Here is a 17,834-nt window from a genome sequence, read left to right on the forward strand (position 1 = left end):
GCTGGCGCTGCCCTTCGCCTGCAGCCGCGCAGACGGAGTCGGCACCGATGACCCGCAACCCGGTTCCGACGATCGTCGTCGCGCAGCTGCTCGGCACCTCGTTGTGGTTTTCGGCCAATGGTGCGGCCGACGACCTGATCCGGCAGTGGCAGATCAGCCAGGCGCAGATCGGCACGCTGACCAATGCGGTGCAGTTCGGCTTCATCGTCGGCACGCTGGTCTTCGGCCTGTCCGGGCTGGCCGACCGCTTCCCGGCCAGCCGCATCTTCGCCGTCTGTGCGTTGCTCGGTGCCGGTTTCAATGCCTGCTTTGCGCTGTTTGCCGACGGCATCGCGATGGCGTTGCCGCTGCGCTTCGCGGTCGGTTTCAGCCTTGCCGGCGTCTATCCGCTGGGCATGAAGCTGATCGTCGGTTGGGTGCCCGATCGGGCCGGCCCGGCATTGGCGCAGCTGGTCGGCATGTTGACGCTGGGCACGGCGCTGCCGCACGGCATCCGCTTCGCCGGTGGCGACTGGTCGTGGCAGGCGACGGTGCTGGTGTCGTCGGCGCTGGCGGTGCTTGCCGCCGCGATGATCCTGCGCCTTGGCGACGGGCCGCATTTGCGGCCGCGCGCCGGTGCGCCACGGCCCGGCTGGGGCAAGGTTTTCGAGGCCTGGACGGTGCCGGCATTCCGCGCGTCGGCATTCGGCTATTTCGGCCACATGTGGGAGTTGTATGCCTTGTGGACGCTGGCGCCGGTGCTGATTGCGATCGGCCCGCTGGCCAGCGCCGGCAGCCCGGCGGTCTCGGGGCTCAGTTTTGCGATCGTCGGCATCGGCGCGATCGGCTGTTTTGCCGGCGGCTGGTGGTCGCGCCGGATTGGTAGTGCGCGCGTCGCCGCCGCTGCCCTCGCCGCGTCGGCTTTGTGCTGCGCGTTGTTCCCGTTCGCAGTCGGCTGGGCCGCCGCGCTGCAGCTGGTGCTGCTGCTGTTCTGGGGCCTGGCCGTTGTCGCCGATTCGCCGCATTTTTCGGCGTTGTCGGCACGTGCCTGTCCGCCGGCGATCGTCGGCAGCGCGCTGGCATTGCAGAACGCGATCGGTTTTGCGATCACGATGGTGTCGATACAGCTCGGCAGCGTGCTCGTCGACAGCTGGGGCGCGGCCGTCGCGTGGCTGCTGCTGCCCGGGCCGCTGCTCGCGCTGCTCGGGCTGTATCCGCTGTGGCGCAGGCGGATCACCGTCTGACGTCCGGCGCGCCGGTGTCGCCTGGTCGACAGGATCACGCAAGCATATGGTGAGAAGATTCGACCGTCGTTATCGATCAGCAAGGAGATGGACATGAGTCAGCGTGAAGTCGTCATCGTCAGCGCAGTGCGCACCGCAATCGGAACCTACGGAGGGGCCTTGAAGGACGTGCCTCCGACCAAGCTCGGCGCGCTGGTCACGAAGGAAGTGCTGGCGCGTGCCGGCGTGCAGGGCAGCGACGTCGGCCATGTCGTGTTCGGCCATGTGATCAATACCGAGCCGCGAGACATGTACCTGGCCCGCGTCGCCGCGATCGAAGGCGGCTGCAGCAACGAGACGCCGGCGCTGACGCTGAACCGGCTGTGCGGATCGGGGCTGCAGGCGATCATCAGCGCGGCGCAGAGCATCCTGCTCGGCGATACCGATGTCGCGATCGGCGGCGGCGCCGAAAGCATGAGCCGCGCACCGTATTCACTGCCGCAGGCGCGCTGGGGCGCGAGGATGGGCGACATGAAGGCGGTCGACATGATGCTCGGCGCGCTGCACGACCCCTTCCATTCGATCCACATGGGCGTGACCGCCGAGAATGTCGCGAAGGAATACGACATCAGCCGCAGCCAGCAGGACGAAGCCGCGCTGGAAAGCCACCGCCGCGCGCAGAAGGCGATCGAGGCCGGCTATTTCAAGGATCAGATCGTCGCGGTGCCGCTGGAAAGCCGCAAGGGCACGGTGATGTTCGATACCGACGAGCATGTTCGCCGCGATGCCAAGCTCGACGACATGTCGAAGCTGAAACCGGCATTCCAGAAGGAAAACGGCACCGTCACCGCCGGCAACGCCTCGGGCATCAACGATGCCGCCGCGGCGGTGCTGCTGATGGAGCGCGGCGAGGCCGAGCGCCGCGGCCTGAAGCCGCTGGCCCGCATCGTCTCTTATGCCCATGCCGGTGTCGATCCGAAACTGATGGGCATCGGCCCGGTGCCGGCGTCGCGCAAGGCGCTCGAGAAGGCCGGCCTGAAGGTCGAGCAGATCGACGTCGTCGAGGCCAACGAGGCGTTTGCCGCGCAGGCCTGCGCGGTCAGCAAGGAGCTCGGGCTCGATCCGGCGAAGGTCAATCCGAACGGCTCCGGCATTTCGCTCGGCCATCCGGTCGGCGCCACCGGCGCGCTGATCACCGTGAAGGCGGTGCACGAACTGCAGCGTAGCGGCGGCCGCTACGGGCTGGTGACGATGTGCATCGGCGGTGGCCAGGGCATCGCCTGCGTGCTCGAGCGCCTCTGAGCCAGCAGCCGCGCGCTGCCGGCGCGGCGCGCGGCCTCACAGCTTCAGCAGCACCTTCGCGTCGGCGCCGCGCTCGACCTGCTGGTGGGCGGCGGCGCATTCGGCCAGCGGATAGATGCTGAGCGGCGGGTGCTGCAGCTGCTGGCGAAGCAGCAGGCTGACACCTTCGACGGTCTCTCTCAATGCCGCATCGCGCAGCTTGTAGACGATGAAGAAATCGAGGGTGATCCCACCGAGAATCATCGGACCGAAACCGAGCTGGAACTGCGGCTTGTTCGAGCCATAGATCACCGCGCGGCCGCCTTCGCGGATCAGGCTGCCGTACAGCGGCGCATGGCCCGCCGCATCGACGTCGATCAGCGCATCGACACCCTGCCCGCCCGACAGTTCGCGGACGCGGGCCACCAGATCCTCTTCCTTGTAGTTGACGGTCTCGGCGGCGCCGAGGGCCCGGGCCCGATCGGCCTTCTGCAGGCTGCTGATCGTTGCGATCACTCGTGCGCCGGCGCGCTGCGCCAGCTGCACCGCATAGGCGCCGACCGCACCGGCGCCACCAGTCACGAGCACGGTGCGGCCGAGCAGGCTGCCGCAGCGGGCGACCGCATGGAAGGCGGTCATTCGCGGAATGCCGACCGACGCGCCGACCTCTAACCCGACGTCGTCAGGCAGCGCGACCGCCTGCGCCGATGGCAAGACCACCGCCTGCGCGGCGGTACCGTGGGCGCGCTCCCATTGCGCGTTGTAGAGCCAGACGCGCTGGCCGATCCGGCCGGCATCGACACCAGCGCCGACCGCGTCGATCACGCCAGCGCCGTCGCTGTGCGGAATCACCTCGGAATAGGACAACTGGCTGCTGGCGGTGCCGGCGCGCGACTTGACGTCCGACGGGTTGACGCCGCTGAAGGCGAGTGCGACGCGGACTTCGCCCGGACCGGGCTCTGGCCGTGCCCGCTCGACGAGCTGCAGGACCTCGGCAGCGGGTCCCTTGGTGTTGTAGACGATGGCCTGCATGAAACCTCCTGCTGCGGATGCCGCAACGGAGAGATTCTGGACCAAGCCGGGAGTCAGCCCTTGTTCTTCTCGTCCTTCAGCAGCTTGTCCTTGCGCTGCGCATCGAGGCCGGGCGTCGAGCGCAGGTCGGTATCGACCTGTCCCGCATCGAGGTCCTTCTTGGCCTGTTCGATCTTGCGGTCCGGCTCGTCCTTCGTCAGGTCGGGCATGTCGGCATCGGGCGGCAGATTGGTCGCCTCGGCGCCGTTGGTCACGTGCGGGTCGTGCGGGCGGTCGTTCGGCGACGCCTCCGGCGGGGTTGCCGCGCTGCGGTCGCGATCGCGTTGGGTATTCATCTCAGAGTGACGCTTGTGTTTCGTCGCCGAGTGGCTCGGACATCCAGGCGGTCGGGTGGGCTGCTTCGTAACCCAGCCACAGCAAGCTGTCGGTCGCGGCATCCAGCGGTTGCTGGGCCCACGACTCGGTGCAGGCATTCAGCGCGACGATCTGTTCGGTATCAGGCATCAAGAGCTCCAGATTCAGTCAATCGAGTGTCCGTCAAGCCCGGGATCGTCCCTAGCGGCGTCCGTCCCGTTCCGCTGTCAGAATCGGCCGACACCGCGCGCGCGACCCTGGCGCGCTTTCTAGGGGTCGGGACCTAGATTGCTGCATTGCAGCAAATAAAGCTTGCATCCGGCGGGAACGCCGTTAAACTCTGGTTTGTTGCAGTGCAGCAAATGCACTGAGAAATGATTTCAAACCAGGAGAACTCCATGATCGATACCAAAGAATTCACCGCAGCCCAGCAAGCCGCCGTCGAGCAATATTTCGCACTGAGCAGCAAGGCCCTGGAAGGCGTCGAGCAGCTGACCGCGCTGAACCTGCAGGTCGCGAAGACCGTGCTGGCCGAGTCGGCCGAAGAAGCCAACGCCGCGATGTCGGCGCGCAGCCCGGAAGACCTGTACAAGCTGCAGGCTTCGATCTGGAAGTCGGCCCCGGAAAAGTCGGTCGCCTACGTCAACCAGGTCAAGGCCATCGTCGATTCGACCTTCCTGAGCCACCGTGCCGCTGCCGAAGCCAAGCTCGCCGAAACCCAGGCGCAATTTGTCGCGTCGCTGGCCGGCATGCTGAAGAATGCCCCGGGTTCGGACAATGCGCTGGCGCTGGTCAAGTCGGCCGTCGCAGCGTCGAACAATGCTTATGAAGGCGTCAACAAGGCGACCCGCCAGGTCGTCGAAGCCGTCGAAGCCAATGTCAGCCAGTTTGCCGTTGCCGCCAACAAGGCGACCAAGGCCGCTGCCTGATTGCCGCCTCGGCGATGCCGCGGCGTGTCTGACACGCCCGGCGTCCGGCGCCGCCCGCTTTTGCGCGGCGGCGTTTTGCCATTCCGCCACGGTGCCCGTTTGTCTTCGGGCCCCGACCTTCGGCAGGAGCCGTTTGCGCCTTCTTGGCGCACCGATCCGCCACGAGCCGCGTCGCTGCGCGACCGGCGTTCGATCTCGACCGGTTCGGTCGCTCAAGCCGCCTTTGGCAGCCGGAAGCGATTCGAGACCTGGTCACCCGCAAGGAGCGTCATGACCATGTCGATCATCCCGCCGGGCGCTGCGGCGCCGTCGTCCACACTGCCAGCTGCCGACAGCACGCCGCCGCGGCGATCGAGCTGGCAGTTGGGACTGGCCGCCGTGCTGCTGTCCAGCGGCATCGCGACCGCCTGGGCCCACCACCAGCCTCCGGTCGCCGGCAAACAGAAGCCGCACCGCGCCACCGCCGTCCAGGTGGCCACGGCGCCGCCGGTCATTGATGGCCATGTCGGATATGCGTCGTTTTACGCGCAGCGGTTTTCCGGCCGCACGATGGCCGACGGCACGCCGATGCGGCCCGACTCCGACAATGCGGCCAGCCTGACCTTGCCGCTTGGCAGCAAGGCGCTGGTGACCAACCTGCGCAACGGCCGCAGCGCGGTGGTGACGATCCGCGACCGCGGGCCCTATGTGAAGGGGCGGATCATCGATGTCTCGCCAAGCACCGCACGTTCGCTCGGCATGGTCAATGCCGGCGTCGTCAAGGTTGCAGTGCGGGCGCTCGACGATCTGGATCCGGACGAAAAATTCGACGCGATCGTCGCTGCAGCCGAGTCCGACGCGCAGCAGGCCGCCGAATAGAAATGATCGGGCCGGCGCGCCGGCGCAACAACCCTGCGGCGCGGTGCCGGGCATCCGGGTGCTAACGTCGGGCTTTGCAGGAGCCGCAATGCCCATCAAACCCCGCTCGTCAGGCTTGTCGATCCGATTCGCACATCGAGGACGGCGGTGATCCGGCTCAAGCTGTCGGTCGATCTCGACTACGAGATCGCCGACCAGACCGCCGATTTCATCTTCAACATCCATGCTGCGCATACGCAGCAACAACTCGTCGTCGATGAGTCGCTCGGCCTGAGCCAGAATGTCCAGGGCCAGGTCGATACCGACCCGACCAGCGGCAACCGCTACCTGCGGGTGCGCGCATCGCGCGGCCCGTTGCGGGTGTCGTATTCGGCAACGATCGACCTGCAGCACCATGTCGCCGACCCGGCGCAGATCGCCGAAGTGCCAATCGCCGAGCTGCCGACACGCGTGCTCGGCTGGATCTATCCAAGCCGTTATTGCCAGTCGGACCGGCTGCTGAAGCTGGCGGCGCGCGAGTTCAGCCAGCTGCCCTGGGGTTATTCGCGGGTGCAGGCCATCCGCGACTGGGTGCTGCAGCGCACGACCTTCATGTCGAATTCCTCCGATGCGCACACCGCGGCGGTCGATACGCTGATCGAGGCGGCCGGTGTCTGCCGCGATTTTGCGCACCTGATGATTGCGTTGTGCCGGGCCGTCAATATTCCGGCGCGGTTTGCCACCGGTGTCGACTACGGCGCCGATCCGGCGCTCGGGCCGACCGACTTCCATGCCTATGTCGAGGTCTATCTCGGCGGACGCTGGTACATCTTCGACCCCTCTGGCACCGCGATCCCGATGGGATTCGTGCGATTCGGCACCGGCCGCGATGCGGCCGACGTCGCGTTTGCGACGATTTTTGGCGCGGTCAGCTCGTCGGCTCCGCACATCAGCATCGCCGCGGTGCCGAATGCCGACGGCCAGCTGATCATTCCGCAACATACCGACCGGGCGCTGTCGACCGACGCCTGAGCGCGCGCCGGCTTCGCCCGGCCGGGCAGGCGCTTCTGCTTGATCTGGCGCAAGCCGGCGTCATTCGGTTGCCGGCGGCACCGCTGCGTCGCGTATCGTCGTTCCATGATGCAGATCCGCTTTCTGGGCGCCGCCGATACCGTGACCGGATCGCGCCACCTGATCGAGGTCGCGGGCAAACGGCTGCTGCTCGACTGCGGGCTGTTCCAGGGCTTCAAGAACCTGCGCGAGCGCAACTGGGCGCCGCTGGCGGTGGCACCGTCCGACATCGATGCGGTCGTGCTGAGCCATGCCCATCTCGACCACAGCGGCTGGCTGCCGCTGCTGGTCAAGCAGGGTTTTGCCGGAACCATCCATGCCTCGGCTGCGAGCTGCGAACTTGCCGAGGTGCTGCTGCTCGACAGCGCGCACATCCAGGAAGAGGATGCGCGGCGCGCCAACCGCGGCGGCTGGTCGCGCCACCACCCTGCCCGCCCGCTCTATGGCAGCAAGGATGCGCGCGAAGCGATTGCCCGATTCAAGCCGGTGTCCGCGGGCCGCAGCGTGAAGATCGGCGCGGTGACGATCGAGCTGGTGCCGGCCGGCCATCTGCTCGGCGCGATGTCGATCGTCGTGCGCGCCGTAGGCCGCAGCCTGGTATTTTCAGGCGACCTCGGCCGCGACGACGATCTGCTGATGCCGGCGCCGCGGACCATCCCCCATGCCGATGTCGTGCTGGTCGAATCGACCTACGGCAACCGAATCCACCCGAGCGAAGATGCGCAGGCCAGGCTCGGCGAGCTGATTCGCGAGACCGTGCACCGCGGCGGCAGCGTGCTGCTGCCGTCGTTTGCGGTCGGCCGCGCGCAGGCCTTGTTGCTGGTGCTGCAGCGGCTGCGGGCGGCCGGAGAGATTTCCGCCGAGATGCCGATCTTCCTCGACAGCCCGATGGCGCGCACCGCCACCGAGCTCTACCTGCGCCACCGCAAGCTGCTGCGCATCCCGCCGAGCGAGGCGGCCAGCCTGACCGACGGCGTGACGCTGGTCGGCGACGCCCGGGAATCGGCCCGCATCACCCGTTCGCGCTGGCCGAAGGTCGTGATCTCGGCCAGTGGCATGGCAACCGGAGGCCGGGTGCTGCACCACCTGAAGGCAATGGCGCCGAATCCGCGCAACCAGATCGTGTTTCCGGGCTTCCAGGTCGGCGGCACACGCGGGGCGAAGATGATCGGCGGCGCGACCGAGGTCAAGATCCACGGCGAACAGGTGCCGATCAAGGCGGGGGTCAGCCACCTCGAGGGCTTTTCGGGCCATGCCGATGCCGACGGCCTGATGGCCTGGCTGCGCGGCTTCGAGCGGCCGCCGGCGCACTGCTTCGTCGTGCACGGCGAGCCGGCGGCGGCAGACTGCCTGCGCGGGCGCATCCAGGACGAACTCGGCTGGTCGGTTTCGGTGCCTGAACAGGGGTCGAGCCACCGGCTCTGAGCCTTGCGTCCGAGGCTTCGAATTGGCCGAAGCCTCGTTTCGCGAATTGCAGATTGCCGATCGCGCGGGCTGCGGGCATGCTTGGGCCCTCGAAAATACGGCTTCCCCATGACCAGCGACCATTCGTTCACCGATATCCGTGATGCCGTGCGCGACCTGTGCCGGCAGTTCCCCGATGAATATCACCGCCGCATCGACCACGAACGCGCCTATCCCGAAGCGTTCGTCAGGGCGCTGACCGATGCCGGCTGGCTGGCCGCGCTGATTCCCCACGAGTACGGCGGTTCCGGCCTCGGGCTGGCCGAAGCCTCGGTGATCATGGAAGAGATCAACCGCAGCGGCGGCAACTCCGGCGCCTGCCACGGCCAGATGTACAACATGGGCACCTTGCTGCGCCATGGCTCGCAGGCGCAGAAGCAGCTGTATCTGCCGAAGATCGCCAGCGGCGAGTTGCGGCTGCAATCGATGGGCGTCACCGAGCCGACCACCGGTACCGACACGACGAAGATCAAGACCACCGCGGTCAAAAAGGGCGACCGCTATGTCGTCAATGGCCAGAAGGTCTGGATCTCGCGGATCCAGCATTCCGAGCTGATGATCCTGCTGGCGCGGACGACGCCGCTGGCCGAGGTGCAGAAAAAGTCCGAGGGCATGTCGATTTTCCTGGTCGACCTGCGCGACGCGATCGGCAACGGCATGGACGTGCGCCCGATCGCCAACATGGTCAACCACGAAACCAACGAGCTGTTTTTCGAGAACCTGGAGATTCCGGCCGACAACCTGATCGGCGAGGAAGGCAAGGGTTTCAAATACATCCTTGACGGGCTGAATGCCGAGCGCACGCTGATCGCTGCCGAATGCATCGGCGACGGCCACTGGTTTCTCGACCGCGTCACCGCCTACGTGAAGGACCGCGTCGTCTTCGGCCGGCCGATCGGGCAGAACCAGGGTGTGCAGTTTCCGATCGCCGAGGCGAAGATCGAGGTCGAGGCCGCCGACCTGATGCGCTGGCGCGCCTGCGAACTGTTCGACGCCCGCCAGCCTTGCGGCACCGAAGCGAACATGGCGAAATACCTCGCCGCGAAGGCTTCCTGGGAAGCGGCCAATGCCTGCCTGCAATTCCACGGCGGCTTCGGTTTTGCCCACGAATACGACGTCGAACGCAAATTCCGCGAAACGCGGCTGTACCAGGTGGCGCCGATCTCGACCAACCTGATCCTGAGTTATGTGGCCGAACATGTGCTCGGCCTGCCGCGCAGTTTCTGAGCGGAGGCAGGAAGATGACAAGACCTCTGGACGGCATCACCGTCGTCACGCTCGAACATGCCATCGCAGCACCGTTCTGCACCCGCCAGCTGGCCGATCTTGGCGCCCGCGTGATCAAGGTCGAGCGCCCCGGCGTCGGCGATTTTGCGCGCAGCTATGACGAACGGGTGCGCGGCCAGGCATCCCATTTCGTCTGGACCAACCGCTCGAAGGAAAGCCTCGCGCTCGACCTGAAACACGAACAGGCGCCGCAGATCCTCGGCAAGCTGCTCGAAACCGCCGACGTGCTGGTGCAGAACCTCGCTCCCGGCGCGGCGGCGCGGCTCGGCCTGTCGTTCGAAACGCTGCACAAGCGCCATCCGAAGCTGATCGTCTGCGACATCTCAGGTTATGGCGACGACCCGGCGGCGCCCGGACCGTATCGCGATGCGAAGGCCTACGACCTGCTGATCCAGAGCGAATCGGGTTTTCTGTCGGTCACCGGCTCGCCCGACGAGCCGGCGAAGGCCGGCTGCTCGATTGCCGACATCGCCGCCGGCATGTACGCGTACAGCAACATCCTGACCGCGCTGATCGAGCGCGGCCGCACCGGCCTCGGCAAACGGATCGACATCTCGATGCTCGAGAGCATGGTCGAGTGGATGAGTTTTCCGCTGTATTACGCCTTCGACGGCGCCGAGCCGCCGCAACGTGCCGGCGCGGCGCATGCGACGATTTATCCGTATGGCCCGTTCCCGACCGGCGACGGCCGCAGCGTGATGCTCGGCATCCAGAACGAGCGTGAATGGCTGGCCTTCTGCACCCGCGTGCTCGAGCAGCCGGAACTGGCCACCGACCCACGCTTCGTGACGAATGCCAGACGCAGCGCCGCGCGGGCCGAACTGAAGGCGCTGATCGACGATTCGTTTGCACGCTTCAGCGCCGACCAGGTCGTCGAACGGCTCGATGCGGCGCAGATCGCCAATGCACGCGTCAACCGGATGGCCGATGTCTGGAACCATCCACAGCTCGCCGCGCGCGGCCGCTGGGTCGATGTCGAGATACCCGGCGGCAGCGTGCCGGCGCTGTTGCCGCCCGGCGCGACCAGCGCGCGGATGGATGCGGTGCCTGCACTCGGCGCCGACAGCGAACGCGTGCTGGCCGAACTCGGCTACGACGCCGACACGATCGATCAACTGAAGCGCTCGGGCGCGCTGTGACTTCCCAGGAGCAAGAATGACCGCTGATTACCCGAGCCGCATGCTGGCCAGCTTCGCCGCGACGCTCGAATTTGCCGCCATCCCCGAAACCGTCGTCCACCGCGCCGAAGACCTGTTCCTCGACTGGTTTGCGTCGGCGCTTGCCGGCAAGGGCGCGCGACCGGTCGAGACGATTGCGCGCTTCTACCAGACGATGGGCCCGGCCTCCGGGCCGTCGGAAATCCTGATCCACCGCACGACCAGCAGCCCGCTGGTCGCAGCAGCGATCAATGCCGCCGCGTCGCATTTTGCCGAGCAGGACGATGTGCACAACGGCTCGGTTTTCCACCCGGCAGCAGTCGTTTTACCGGCCGCGCTGGCCGCCGCGCAGGCGATCGGCGCCTCCGGGCGGGAACTTCTCGCCGCATCGGTCGCCGGTTACGAGGTCGGCATCCGGGTCGGTGAATTTCTCGGCCGCTCGCACTACAAGGTCTTCCACACCACCGGCACCGCCGGCACGCTGGCCGCGGCGGCCGCGGTCGGCCGCTTGCTGAAGCTGTCGCCCGAGCAGATGCAGCATGCCTTCGGCTCGGCCGGCACGCAGTCGGCCGGTTTGTGGGAGTTTCTGCGCGACGCGGCCGATTCGAAGCAGCTGCACACCGCACACGCGGCTGCCGCCGGCCTGACGGCCGCCTACCTCGCTGCCGACGGATTCACCGGTGCACGGCAGATCCTCGAAGGCTCGCGCGGCATGGCCGCCGGCATGTCCAGCGATGCCGATCCGGCCCGGCTGGTCGATGGGCTCGGCAGCCGCTGGACGCTGGCCGAAACCTCGTTCAAGTTCCACGCGTCGTGCCGCCACACGCACCCGGCTGCCGATGCGCTGCAGCTGCTGATGAACGAGCACGGTCTTGCTGCCGACGCGGTGCGGAAGGTCACCGCCCGTGTCCATCAAGGCGCGATCGACGTGCTCGGCCCGGTCACCGACCCGCAGACCGTTCATCAGGCCAAATTTTCGATGGGCACCGTGCTCGGCCTGATCGCGACCCGCGGGCGCGCCGGCCTCGACGAATTCGACAGCGCATTCCGCGATCCGGCGGTGATGGCATTTCGCGACAAGGTCGAGATGGTTCGCGACGCCGAAGTCGATGGCGCCTACCCGGCGCGCTGGATCGGCAAGGTCGAGGTGACGACCACCGACGGGCGGCAGCTCGCGGCCCGCGTCGACGAGCCGAAGGGCGACCCCGGCAATACGCTCGGCCGGGCCGAGATCGAGGAAAAGGCGCTGCGCCTGGCCACCTATCGCGGTGGCGCAACCGAGGCCGAGATGCGTGCGGTGATCAGCCGCGTCTGGTCGCTGGCCGGCGAACCGGCGGTGCGCCGCTTCTGGGGCTGACGAGATGAGCCGCCCGATGCGCAGCTGGTTGTTCGTGCCCGGCAATCGTCCGGAGCGTTATGCCAAGGCGCTGACCAGCGGCGCCGATGCGGTGATCATCGATCTGGAGGATGCGGTCGCGCCGGACCAGAAGCCGCGCGCGCGCGCTGCACTGGCCGACTGGCTGGCTCAGAACCAGCCGACGGCCGGCGCGGTGCCGGTCTGGGTCCGCATCAATGCCAGCGACACGGTCTGGTTCGACGACGATTTGTCGCTCGCCGCCCAGCCCGGCCTTGCCGGCGTGATGCTGCCGAAGGCGGAAGACCCGGCACAGGTCGCGACGCTGTGCTCAGCCGGCGCCGCCGAGGTGCTGGCGCTGATCGAAAGCGCAGCCGGTTTCGAGCAGCTGCGTTCGATCGCCCGGGCGGACGGTGTCACGCGGCTGGCATTCGGCTCGATCGATCTGCAGGTCGACCTCGGCATGCGCGATGCCGACGAAGACGAGCTGTTGTGGTTTCGCAGCGAAATCGTGCTGGCGTCAAGGCTGGCCGGCATCGCCGCGCCGCTCGACGGCGTCAGCACCACCCTCGACGACGAGACGCGGCTCCGCACCGACGTGCTGCGCGCGCGCCGGCTCGGTTTTGGCGGCAAGTTGTGCATCCACCCGCGCCAGGTCCAGCCGGTGCAGCGTCACTTTGCGCCGAGCGAAGCGGAGATCGACTGGGCGCGCCGCGTCATCGCCGCCGACGCGGCGTCCGGCGGTGCCGCGGTATCGGTCGACGGCAAGATGGTCGACAAGCCGGTGATCCTGCGCGCGCAGGCCATCGTCGGCGAGGCAGGTGCCGGCTGAGGCTGGGCCGCCGGTTATTCGGCAGACCAGGGTCGGAAGCTCGACGCTGCGACCGCGCAACAGTTCGGCAAGCAAACGCAATCTGTCGGAAATCTCCTACAAACCTCCGAGATAATCGGCCCTCCCGTCCTCAAGGACCGGGTCCCGAGGTCGATATGACGGAGATTGCCGTGGCGACCCGCGGAAGTAGTGCTGGTCGAACTGATGCCGTTCATGAAAATCAAACTGGGGTGGAAGACATGCCTGTCGGCAGCGGTTTGCGCCGTGCTGATCGGAGTGAGCGGTGGCGCTGCCGCACAGACAATCGACGAACAGACGCTGCGCAGGCTGACGGTCGAATTGCGCCAGCTGGCCGCCGGCGCGGCCAGAAACCAGGCGATGCCGTGGCAACGCGAGCAGGCCGGCCGGGTTCTGGTGAAGGCCATTGTCGCGGTCGACGTCGCAGACGATACCGTGCTGACGAACGTTGCCAACGCGGTACTGGCCGCTGGCGGTGCCGTCCACGAGCGTTATCCGCTCGTCGGCGCACTGGCGGTGATGCTGCCGGCCAATCAACTGGCGACGATCGCCGCGCACCAGGGGGTTCTCAGCGTCTCGCCGAACCGCCCGCTGGTGCGCAGCGCGAGCCTGCTCGAGAACACCAGCGGCGCCGCGGCGATGGCGATCCGCAACGGCAGTGGTTTTGATGGCCGCGGAGTCGGCATCGCGATCATCGATTCCGGGATCGCCTGGCAACACCGCAATTTTGCCCAGCCGGGCCTGCTCGGGCTGGCCGGAGCAACGCGGGTCAGGCATTCGGTCGACATCCGCTCTGCAACCGCTGCACTGCCGGAAGGCGGCTGGCGAGCCGGCATCGATGCCTCGCTGGCATCGCTGCTGCGCCTCGATGCCGCGGGGATCATCGCCGCCGCCAGCCAGTGGCAGCTGTTGCGTCCGCTGGTCGCCGACGGCAACGGCCACGGGACACACGTCGCGTCGATGGCCGCCGGCGACGGCAGCTACCAGCAACCGGATTCGAGCGGCATCGCCAAGCGCGCCGATCTCTACGATGTGCGCGTGCTCGACAACAACGGCGTCGGCACGATCGGCGACGTGCTGGCCGGCATCGAATGGGTGATCCAGCGTTCGCGGCTGCTCAATATCCGTGTGCTGAACCTGAGCCTGGCCGCCGATTCGACCGAATCCCACCTGACCGATCCACTGGCGCGCGCCGCGCGTGCGGCAGTCCATGCCGGCATCGTCGTCGTCGTTGCCGGTGGCAACCACGGCCTGACCGAAAACGGCGAAGAGGCTTTCGGAACCATCGGTTCGCCCGGCCACGAACCGTCGGTGATCACCGTCGGCGCGGTCAATCTGCGCGGCAGTGCGGTGCGCAGTGACGACAGCGTGACACGTTTCAGCTCGCGCGGCCCGACCCGCGGCCGCACGACGGTCGACGGCCAGGCCTGGATCGACAACGGGCTGAAACCCGATCTGGTCGCGCCCGGCAATGCGATGGTCGGCGCGCTGGCGTCCGACCAGACCGGCTTGCGCAGCGGCTGGAACCTGCTCGCCCGCACCTATCCGCAACTGACCGAAGTGGCTGGTGCCAGCCAACTGCCGCAGCAGGCGCTGATGGAACTGAGCGGCACATCGATCGCTGCACCGGTCGTTGCCGGCGCCGCCGCGGTGATGCTGCAGGCCAATCCCGGTCTGACACCGGCGCTGGTCAAGGCGATCCTGCAATATACGGCGCAGCCGTTGCCGCAGGCCGCGCTCGTCCAGCAGGGCGCGGGCCTGCTCAATATCGACGGAGCGGTGGCGATGGCGCGTGCACTGCGCAGCGACATCGCGACCCGCATCGAGGCCGGCACGCTGCAGCCGGGGGTGTCGCTGCTGGCGCAGGCCGGAGCGCAATTGCCGCAGCAGCAGTCGGCGATCGGCGGCGAGAGCTTCAACTGGGGACGGCTGGCATTTGCCGGCGGCAGCCATCTGCTGACCGGTGACGCGCTGCTGTCGCAATACCAGCCGATCTGGGATCCGGCGCTGAGCTGGTCGAAACATGTCGTGCTGCGCGCGCAGGTCGACTACTGGCCGTTTACCGGCAACAAGTTGCCGCGCCGCATCATCGAGCGCCGCGTGATGTCCACGCAGCCGCTGGTGGCGCCCGGTGTCATCGTGCTCGATGGACTCGGACCCGACGGCCTCGGCCCGTTCGTGACGACGCCATGGTGGTCGGACCGAGCCGTGCTCGGCGAGGGCCTGGTGCTCAGCGAAGGGCTGGTGATGCGCGAAGGCCTGGTGATGCGGGAGGGCCTGGTGATGCGCGAAGGCCTCGTGATGCGCGAGGGCCTGGTGATGCGCGAGGGCCTGGTGCTCAGCGAAGGTCTGGTGATGCGTGAAGGTCTGGTGATGAGGGAGTCCGCCACCACCGAACAACCGTCCGACCGCAGCACCGTCGTCGGCGAACCCTGAGCGGCGGCAAGAAGTGGACGACCCGGCGAGACGATCCAATGCAGCAGCAGGCGGCGCGGCGACAGATTCCCCGATGCCTGCAGCAAGCGGCTGGGCCGGTTTCAGGCAGCGCCATCTGTTCGACTACGGCCCGTCGGCGATGCGGCTGTGGCTGGCGCTGGTCGCCAGCGGCGTATTCGCGGTGGCCTGGTCGCTGGTCGTGCTGGCCGGCCTGCCGTGGGAGCAGCTGCTGCAGGTCGTCGCGTGGACCGCGCTGGTCGGCTGCGCAGCCGCCTTTCCGATCGAGGTGCCGCGGACCCGCCAGTCGATCGCCTGTGGCGATGCGCTGATTTTCCTGCTCCTCGCACTGCATGGTCCAGCGGCAGCCGTGCTGGCGGCATCTGTCGAAGGTGGCGTTGCCGCGGTGCGCGGCTCGACGCGCCTGACCAGCCGGCTCGGCACTTTCGCCGCCAGCGCATTCGGCATCGCGCTGGCCGGTATCGCATTCGAACTGGCGCGTGGCGGGCTGCAGACGGTGGGTGTGGATGCCGGTGCAGCCGGCCTGGCGGCGCTGGTCGTTGCGGCGCTGGTCTATTTTCCGGCGCAGACGATGCCGCAGATGCAGATCTTCTGCCTGAAGCGCGGCAGCAGCCTGAGGATCACCGACTGGTTCGAACAGGCCAGCGGCATCGGCGCACTGTTTGTCGCATCGGCGGTTTTTGCGGGGCTGTTGTCGCTGGCGGCGCATACCTTCGGCCTCGCGGTTGTCGTCGTTGCGGTCGCCGCGATCGCCGTTGCGGTGGCGATGATCCGCCGCCATTTCGGCCAGCAGGCGCGCGAACATGCTGCCCAGGAGGCACGTGTCGAAGCTGCGCAGCGCGAGTCGCGGCAGAACCAGCGCCGCTTCCACGCCGCGTTCAGCGATGCGGCGATCGGCATGTCGATCGCCGACAGGAATGGCTGCATCGTGCAGGTCAACGCCGCCTTGTGCAGCCTGCTCGGCGTCGTCGACAGCGAACTGCTCGGACGGCGCTTCGACGAATTGATGCATCCGGGTGATGCGGCGCTGCTGGCGCGCCGCACGGCCGCACTGCTGGCCCGGCACGACGACGGTTTTTCGATCGAACTGCGCTGCATCGGCGTCGCCGGCCGCGAGATCTGGGTCTCGCTGCACTGCGCATTGTTCGACGACGACGAAGCCGCCGACGAAGGCTGCGGGCTGATCTTCCAGCTGCACGACATCACGTCGCGGCGCCGCGCCGAAGGCGAACTGCAGCACATCGCCTACCACGACAGCCTGACCGATCTGGCGAATCGCAACTGTTTCCAGGAGCGGCTGCGGATGGCGGTCGAAGCGCAGCGCGACGCCGGTGCGCGTTTTGCGGTGATGTATCTCGACCTGGATCGTTTCAAGCGCGTCAACGACAGCCTCGGTCATTCGGCCGGCGACGAACTGCTGAAGGTCGTCGCCAGACGTCTGCAGCAATTGACGCGACCGAAGGACCTGGTCGCCAGGCTCGGCGGCGACGAATTTGCGATTCTGGTCGAGGGCGGGCTCGGGCAGGATGCGATCGTCGAGCTCGGCGAACGCATCCTGAGCGCGCTGGACCTGCCGGTGCGGCTCGGTGCGACCGACGTGCAGCCGCGCGCAAGCATCGGCATCACGCTGTGCGAAGACGCCAGCCGCGAGCCCGAGGCGATCCTGCGCGACGCCGATCTGGCGATGTACCAGGCCAAGGGCAACGGCAAGGGCCGCCTGTCGCTGTTCGATGCGAGCCTGCACCAGCAGATCGGTCATCGCCTGCAGCTCGAAGCCGACCTGCGCCGGGCGATCGGCGACGGTGATCTGACACTGGCCTACCAGGCGCTGTACCAGTTGCAGCCGCGGCGCCTGATCGGCTTCGAGGCGCTGGCACGCTGGACCCATCCGACCCGCGGCGTGATCAGCCCGGCACTGTTCATCGCACTGGCAGAGGAAAGCGGCTGCATCGATGCGCTGACCGCGTGGGCGATCGACGAGGCGGCGCGGCAGCTTGCCGAATGGCGCGCAGCCCTGCCCGGCAGCGAGCATCTGGTGATGCACATCAATGTGTCGGGCAAGGACCTGTGCCGGCCGCACTTTGTCGATCGCGTCCGCCAGACGCTGGTCCGCCATCGGCTGCCCGCGTCGAGCCTGACGCTGGAAATTACCGAAAGCACGCTCGTCGAGGAGCGCGATCGCGCGATCCAGGCGCTGGCCGATCTGCGCGAACTCGGCGTCAAGCTCGGAATCGACGATTTCGGCACCGGTTATTCGTCGCTCGCCTACCTCAGCACGCTGCCGTTCGACTGCCTGAAAATCGACCGCTCGTTCGTGATGGGCGTCGAGGCCAGTCCGCAGAATCTCGAGATCGTCCGCACCGTCGTGTCGCTCGGCCGCTCGCTGAACAAACATGTCGTTGCCGAAGGCATCGAGACCGAGGAGCAGCTGCAGATCCTGACCCGGCTCGGTGCGACGATCGGGCAAGGTTATCTGCTCGCCAGGCCGCTGCCGCCGGAACGCGCGGCAGCCTTGTTCGAGCAGCAGCAAGCGGTCGCCGCATGACGCGCGACAGGGGTAAT

General features: G+C 67.4%; 15 protein-coding genes. 12 read left to right on the top strand and 3 right to left on the bottom strand.

Annotation, left to right across the window (positions count from 1 at the left end):
* Positions 1 to 47: 47 nt before the first annotated feature.
* Together ACNH6H_RS00430 and bktB are read left to right on the top strand one after the other, a co-directional pair.
* Positions 48 to 1,223, top strand: a complete 1,176-nt coding sequence (locus ACNH6H_RS00430; RefSeq protein ID WP_418314752.1) for an MFS transporter — start codon at positions 48 to 50, stop codon at positions 1,221 to 1,223.
* Between the two features lie 93 nt (positions 1,224 to 1,316).
* Positions 1,317 to 2,504 (top strand): beta-ketothiolase BktB, encoded by a 1,188-nt coding sequence (gene bktB / locus ACNH6H_RS00435; protein ID WP_418314753.1) that lies wholly within the window; start codon positions 1,317 to 1,319, stop codon positions 2,502 to 2,504.
* Positions 2,505 to 2,540: 36 nt separating this feature from the next.
* Here the strand turns inward: bktB and ACNH6H_RS00440 are convergent, their stop codons facing one another.
* From ACNH6H_RS00440 to ACNH6H_RS00450, 3 genes are read right to left on the bottom strand one after another with little or no spacing between them, the layout of a single operon-like run.
* A complete protein-coding gene (locus ACNH6H_RS00440; RefSeq protein ID WP_418314754.1) occupies positions 2,541 to 3,515 on the bottom strand; it encodes an NADPH:quinone reductase in 975 nt (324 codons plus the stop codon).
* A gap of 53 nt (positions 3,516 to 3,568) precedes the next feature.
* Positions 3,569 to 3,850: a hypothetical protein gene (locus ACNH6H_RS00445; protein WP_418314755.1), complete on the bottom strand. Its 282-nt coding sequence runs from the start codon at positions 3,848 to 3,850 to the stop codon at positions 3,569 to 3,571.
* Position 3,851: 1 nt separating this feature from the next.
* Complete coding sequence (locus tag ACNH6H_RS00450) at positions 3,852 to 4,019, bottom strand: hypothetical protein (protein WP_418314756.1); 168 nt, start codon at positions 4,017 to 4,019, stop codon at positions 3,852 to 3,854.
* A 248-nt stretch (positions 4,020 to 4,267) separates the two neighbouring features.
* Here ACNH6H_RS00450 and ACNH6H_RS00455 point away from each other — a divergent pair, with 248 nt between their 5' ends.
* The 10 genes from ACNH6H_RS00455 to ACNH6H_RS00500 all read left to right on the top strand — a co-directional run bounded on the left by ACNH6H_RS00455 (position 4,268) and on the right by ACNH6H_RS00500 (position 17,817).
* Entirely contained in the window at positions 4,268 to 4,798 is a 531-nt protein-coding gene (locus ACNH6H_RS00455) for a phasin family protein (protein ID WP_418314757.1), read from the top strand.
* A gap of 270 nt (positions 4,799 to 5,068) precedes the next feature.
* Positions 5,069 to 5,656 carry a septal ring lytic transglycosylase RlpA family protein gene (locus ACNH6H_RS00460; protein WP_418314758.1) on the top strand — a complete coding sequence of 196 codons (588 nt, stop codon included), beginning with the start codon at positions 5,069 to 5,071 and terminating at the stop codon, positions 5,654 to 5,656.
* A 147-nt stretch (positions 5,657 to 5,803) separates the two neighbouring features.
* Complete coding sequence (locus tag ACNH6H_RS00465) at positions 5,804 to 6,667, top strand: transglutaminase-like domain-containing protein (protein ID WP_418314759.1); 864 nt, start codon at positions 5,804 to 5,806, stop codon at positions 6,665 to 6,667.
* Between the two features lie 108 nt (positions 6,668 to 6,775).
* Positions 6,776 to 8,131 carry an MBL fold metallo-hydrolase RNA specificity domain-containing protein gene (locus tag ACNH6H_RS00470; protein WP_418314760.1) on the top strand — a complete coding sequence of 452 codons (1,356 nt, stop codon included), beginning with the start codon at positions 6,776 to 6,778 and terminating at the stop codon, positions 8,129 to 8,131.
* A 108-nt stretch (positions 8,132 to 8,239) separates the two neighbouring features.
* A complete protein-coding gene (locus ACNH6H_RS00475) occupies positions 8,240 to 9,397 on the top strand; it encodes an acyl-CoA dehydrogenase family protein (RefSeq protein ID WP_418314761.1) in 1,158 nt (385 codons plus the stop codon).
* Positions 9,398 to 9,411: 14 nt separating this feature from the next.
* Positions 9,412 to 10,596 (top strand): CaiB/BaiF CoA transferase family protein, encoded by a 1,185-nt coding sequence (locus tag ACNH6H_RS00480; RefSeq protein ID WP_418314762.1) that lies wholly within the window; start codon positions 9,412 to 9,414, stop codon positions 10,594 to 10,596.
* 16 nt (positions 10,597 to 10,612) lie between these two features.
* Positions 10,613 to 11,971 (top strand): MmgE/PrpD family protein, encoded by a 1,359-nt coding sequence (locus ACNH6H_RS00485; protein ID WP_418314763.1) that lies wholly within the window; start codon positions 10,613 to 10,615, stop codon positions 11,969 to 11,971.
* Positions 11,972 to 11,975: 4 nt separating this feature from the next.
* Complete coding sequence (locus ACNH6H_RS00490; RefSeq protein WP_418314764.1) at positions 11,976 to 12,800, top strand: HpcH/HpaI aldolase/citrate lyase family protein; 825 nt, start codon at positions 11,976 to 11,978, stop codon at positions 12,798 to 12,800.
* A 213-nt stretch (positions 12,801 to 13,013) separates the two neighbouring features.
* Positions 13,014 to 15,254, top strand: a complete 2,241-nt coding sequence (locus tag ACNH6H_RS00495) for a S8 family serine peptidase (RefSeq protein ID WP_418314765.1) — start codon at positions 13,014 to 13,016, stop codon at positions 15,252 to 15,254.
* Positions 15,255 to 15,327: 73 nt separating this feature from the next.
* A complete protein-coding gene (locus ACNH6H_RS00500; RefSeq protein ID WP_418314766.1) occupies positions 15,328 to 17,817 on the top strand; it encodes a putative bifunctional diguanylate cyclase/phosphodiesterase in 2,490 nt (829 codons plus the stop codon).
* The last annotated feature ends 17 nt before the right edge of the window (positions 17,818 to 17,834 follow it).

The sequence above is a fragment of the Pseudideonella sakaiensis genome (assembly GCF_048320135.1).
GTDB classification, from domain to species: domain Bacteria; phylum Pseudomonadota; class Gammaproteobacteria; order Burkholderiales; family Burkholderiaceae_C; genus Ideonella_A; species Ideonella_A sakaiensis_A.

Coding starts and splice junctions, on each gene's coding strand:
- ACNH6H_RS00430 (WP_418314752.1), top strand. CDS start 48: ATGACCCGCAACCCGGTTCCGACGATCGTCGTCGCGCAGCTGCTCGGC.
- bktB (WP_418314753.1), top strand. CDS start 1,317: ATGAGTCAGCGTGAAGTCGTCATCGTCAGCGCAGTGCGCACCGCAATC.
- ACNH6H_RS00440 (WP_418314754.1), bottom strand. CDS start 3,515: ATGCAGGCCATCGTCTACAACACCAAGGGACCCGCTGCCGAGGTCCTG.
- ACNH6H_RS00445 (WP_418314755.1), bottom strand. CDS start 3,850: ATGAATACCCAACGCGATCGCGACCGCAGCGCGGCAACCCCGCCGGAG.
- ACNH6H_RS00450 (WP_418314756.1), bottom strand. CDS start 4,019: ATGCCTGATACCGAACAGATCGTCGCGCTGAATGCCTGCACCGAGTCG.
- ACNH6H_RS00455 (WP_418314757.1), top strand. CDS start 4,268: ATGATCGATACCAAAGAATTCACCGCAGCCCAGCAAGCCGCCGTCGAG.
- ACNH6H_RS00460 (WP_418314758.1), top strand. CDS start 5,069: ATGACCATGTCGATCATCCCGCCGGGCGCTGCGGCGCCGTCGTCCACA.
- ACNH6H_RS00470 (WP_418314760.1), top strand. CDS start 6,776: ATGCAGATCCGCTTTCTGGGCGCCGCCGATACCGTGACCGGATCGCGC.
- ACNH6H_RS00475 (WP_418314761.1), top strand. CDS start 8,240: ATGACCAGCGACCATTCGTTCACCGATATCCGTGATGCCGTGCGCGAC.
- ACNH6H_RS00480 (WP_418314762.1), top strand. CDS start 9,412: ATGACAAGACCTCTGGACGGCATCACCGTCGTCACGCTCGAACATGCC.
- ACNH6H_RS00485 (WP_418314763.1), top strand. CDS start 10,613: ATGACCGCTGATTACCCGAGCCGCATGCTGGCCAGCTTCGCCGCGACG.
- ACNH6H_RS00490 (WP_418314764.1), top strand. CDS start 11,976: ATGAGCCGCCCGATGCGCAGCTGGTTGTTCGTGCCCGGCAATCGTCCG.
- ACNH6H_RS00495 (WP_418314765.1), top strand. CDS start 13,014: ATGAAAATCAAACTGGGGTGGAAGACATGCCTGTCGGCAGCGGTTTGC.
- ACNH6H_RS00500 (WP_418314766.1), top strand. CDS start 15,328: ATGCCTGCAGCAAGCGGCTGGGCCGGTTTCAGGCAGCGCCATCTGTTC.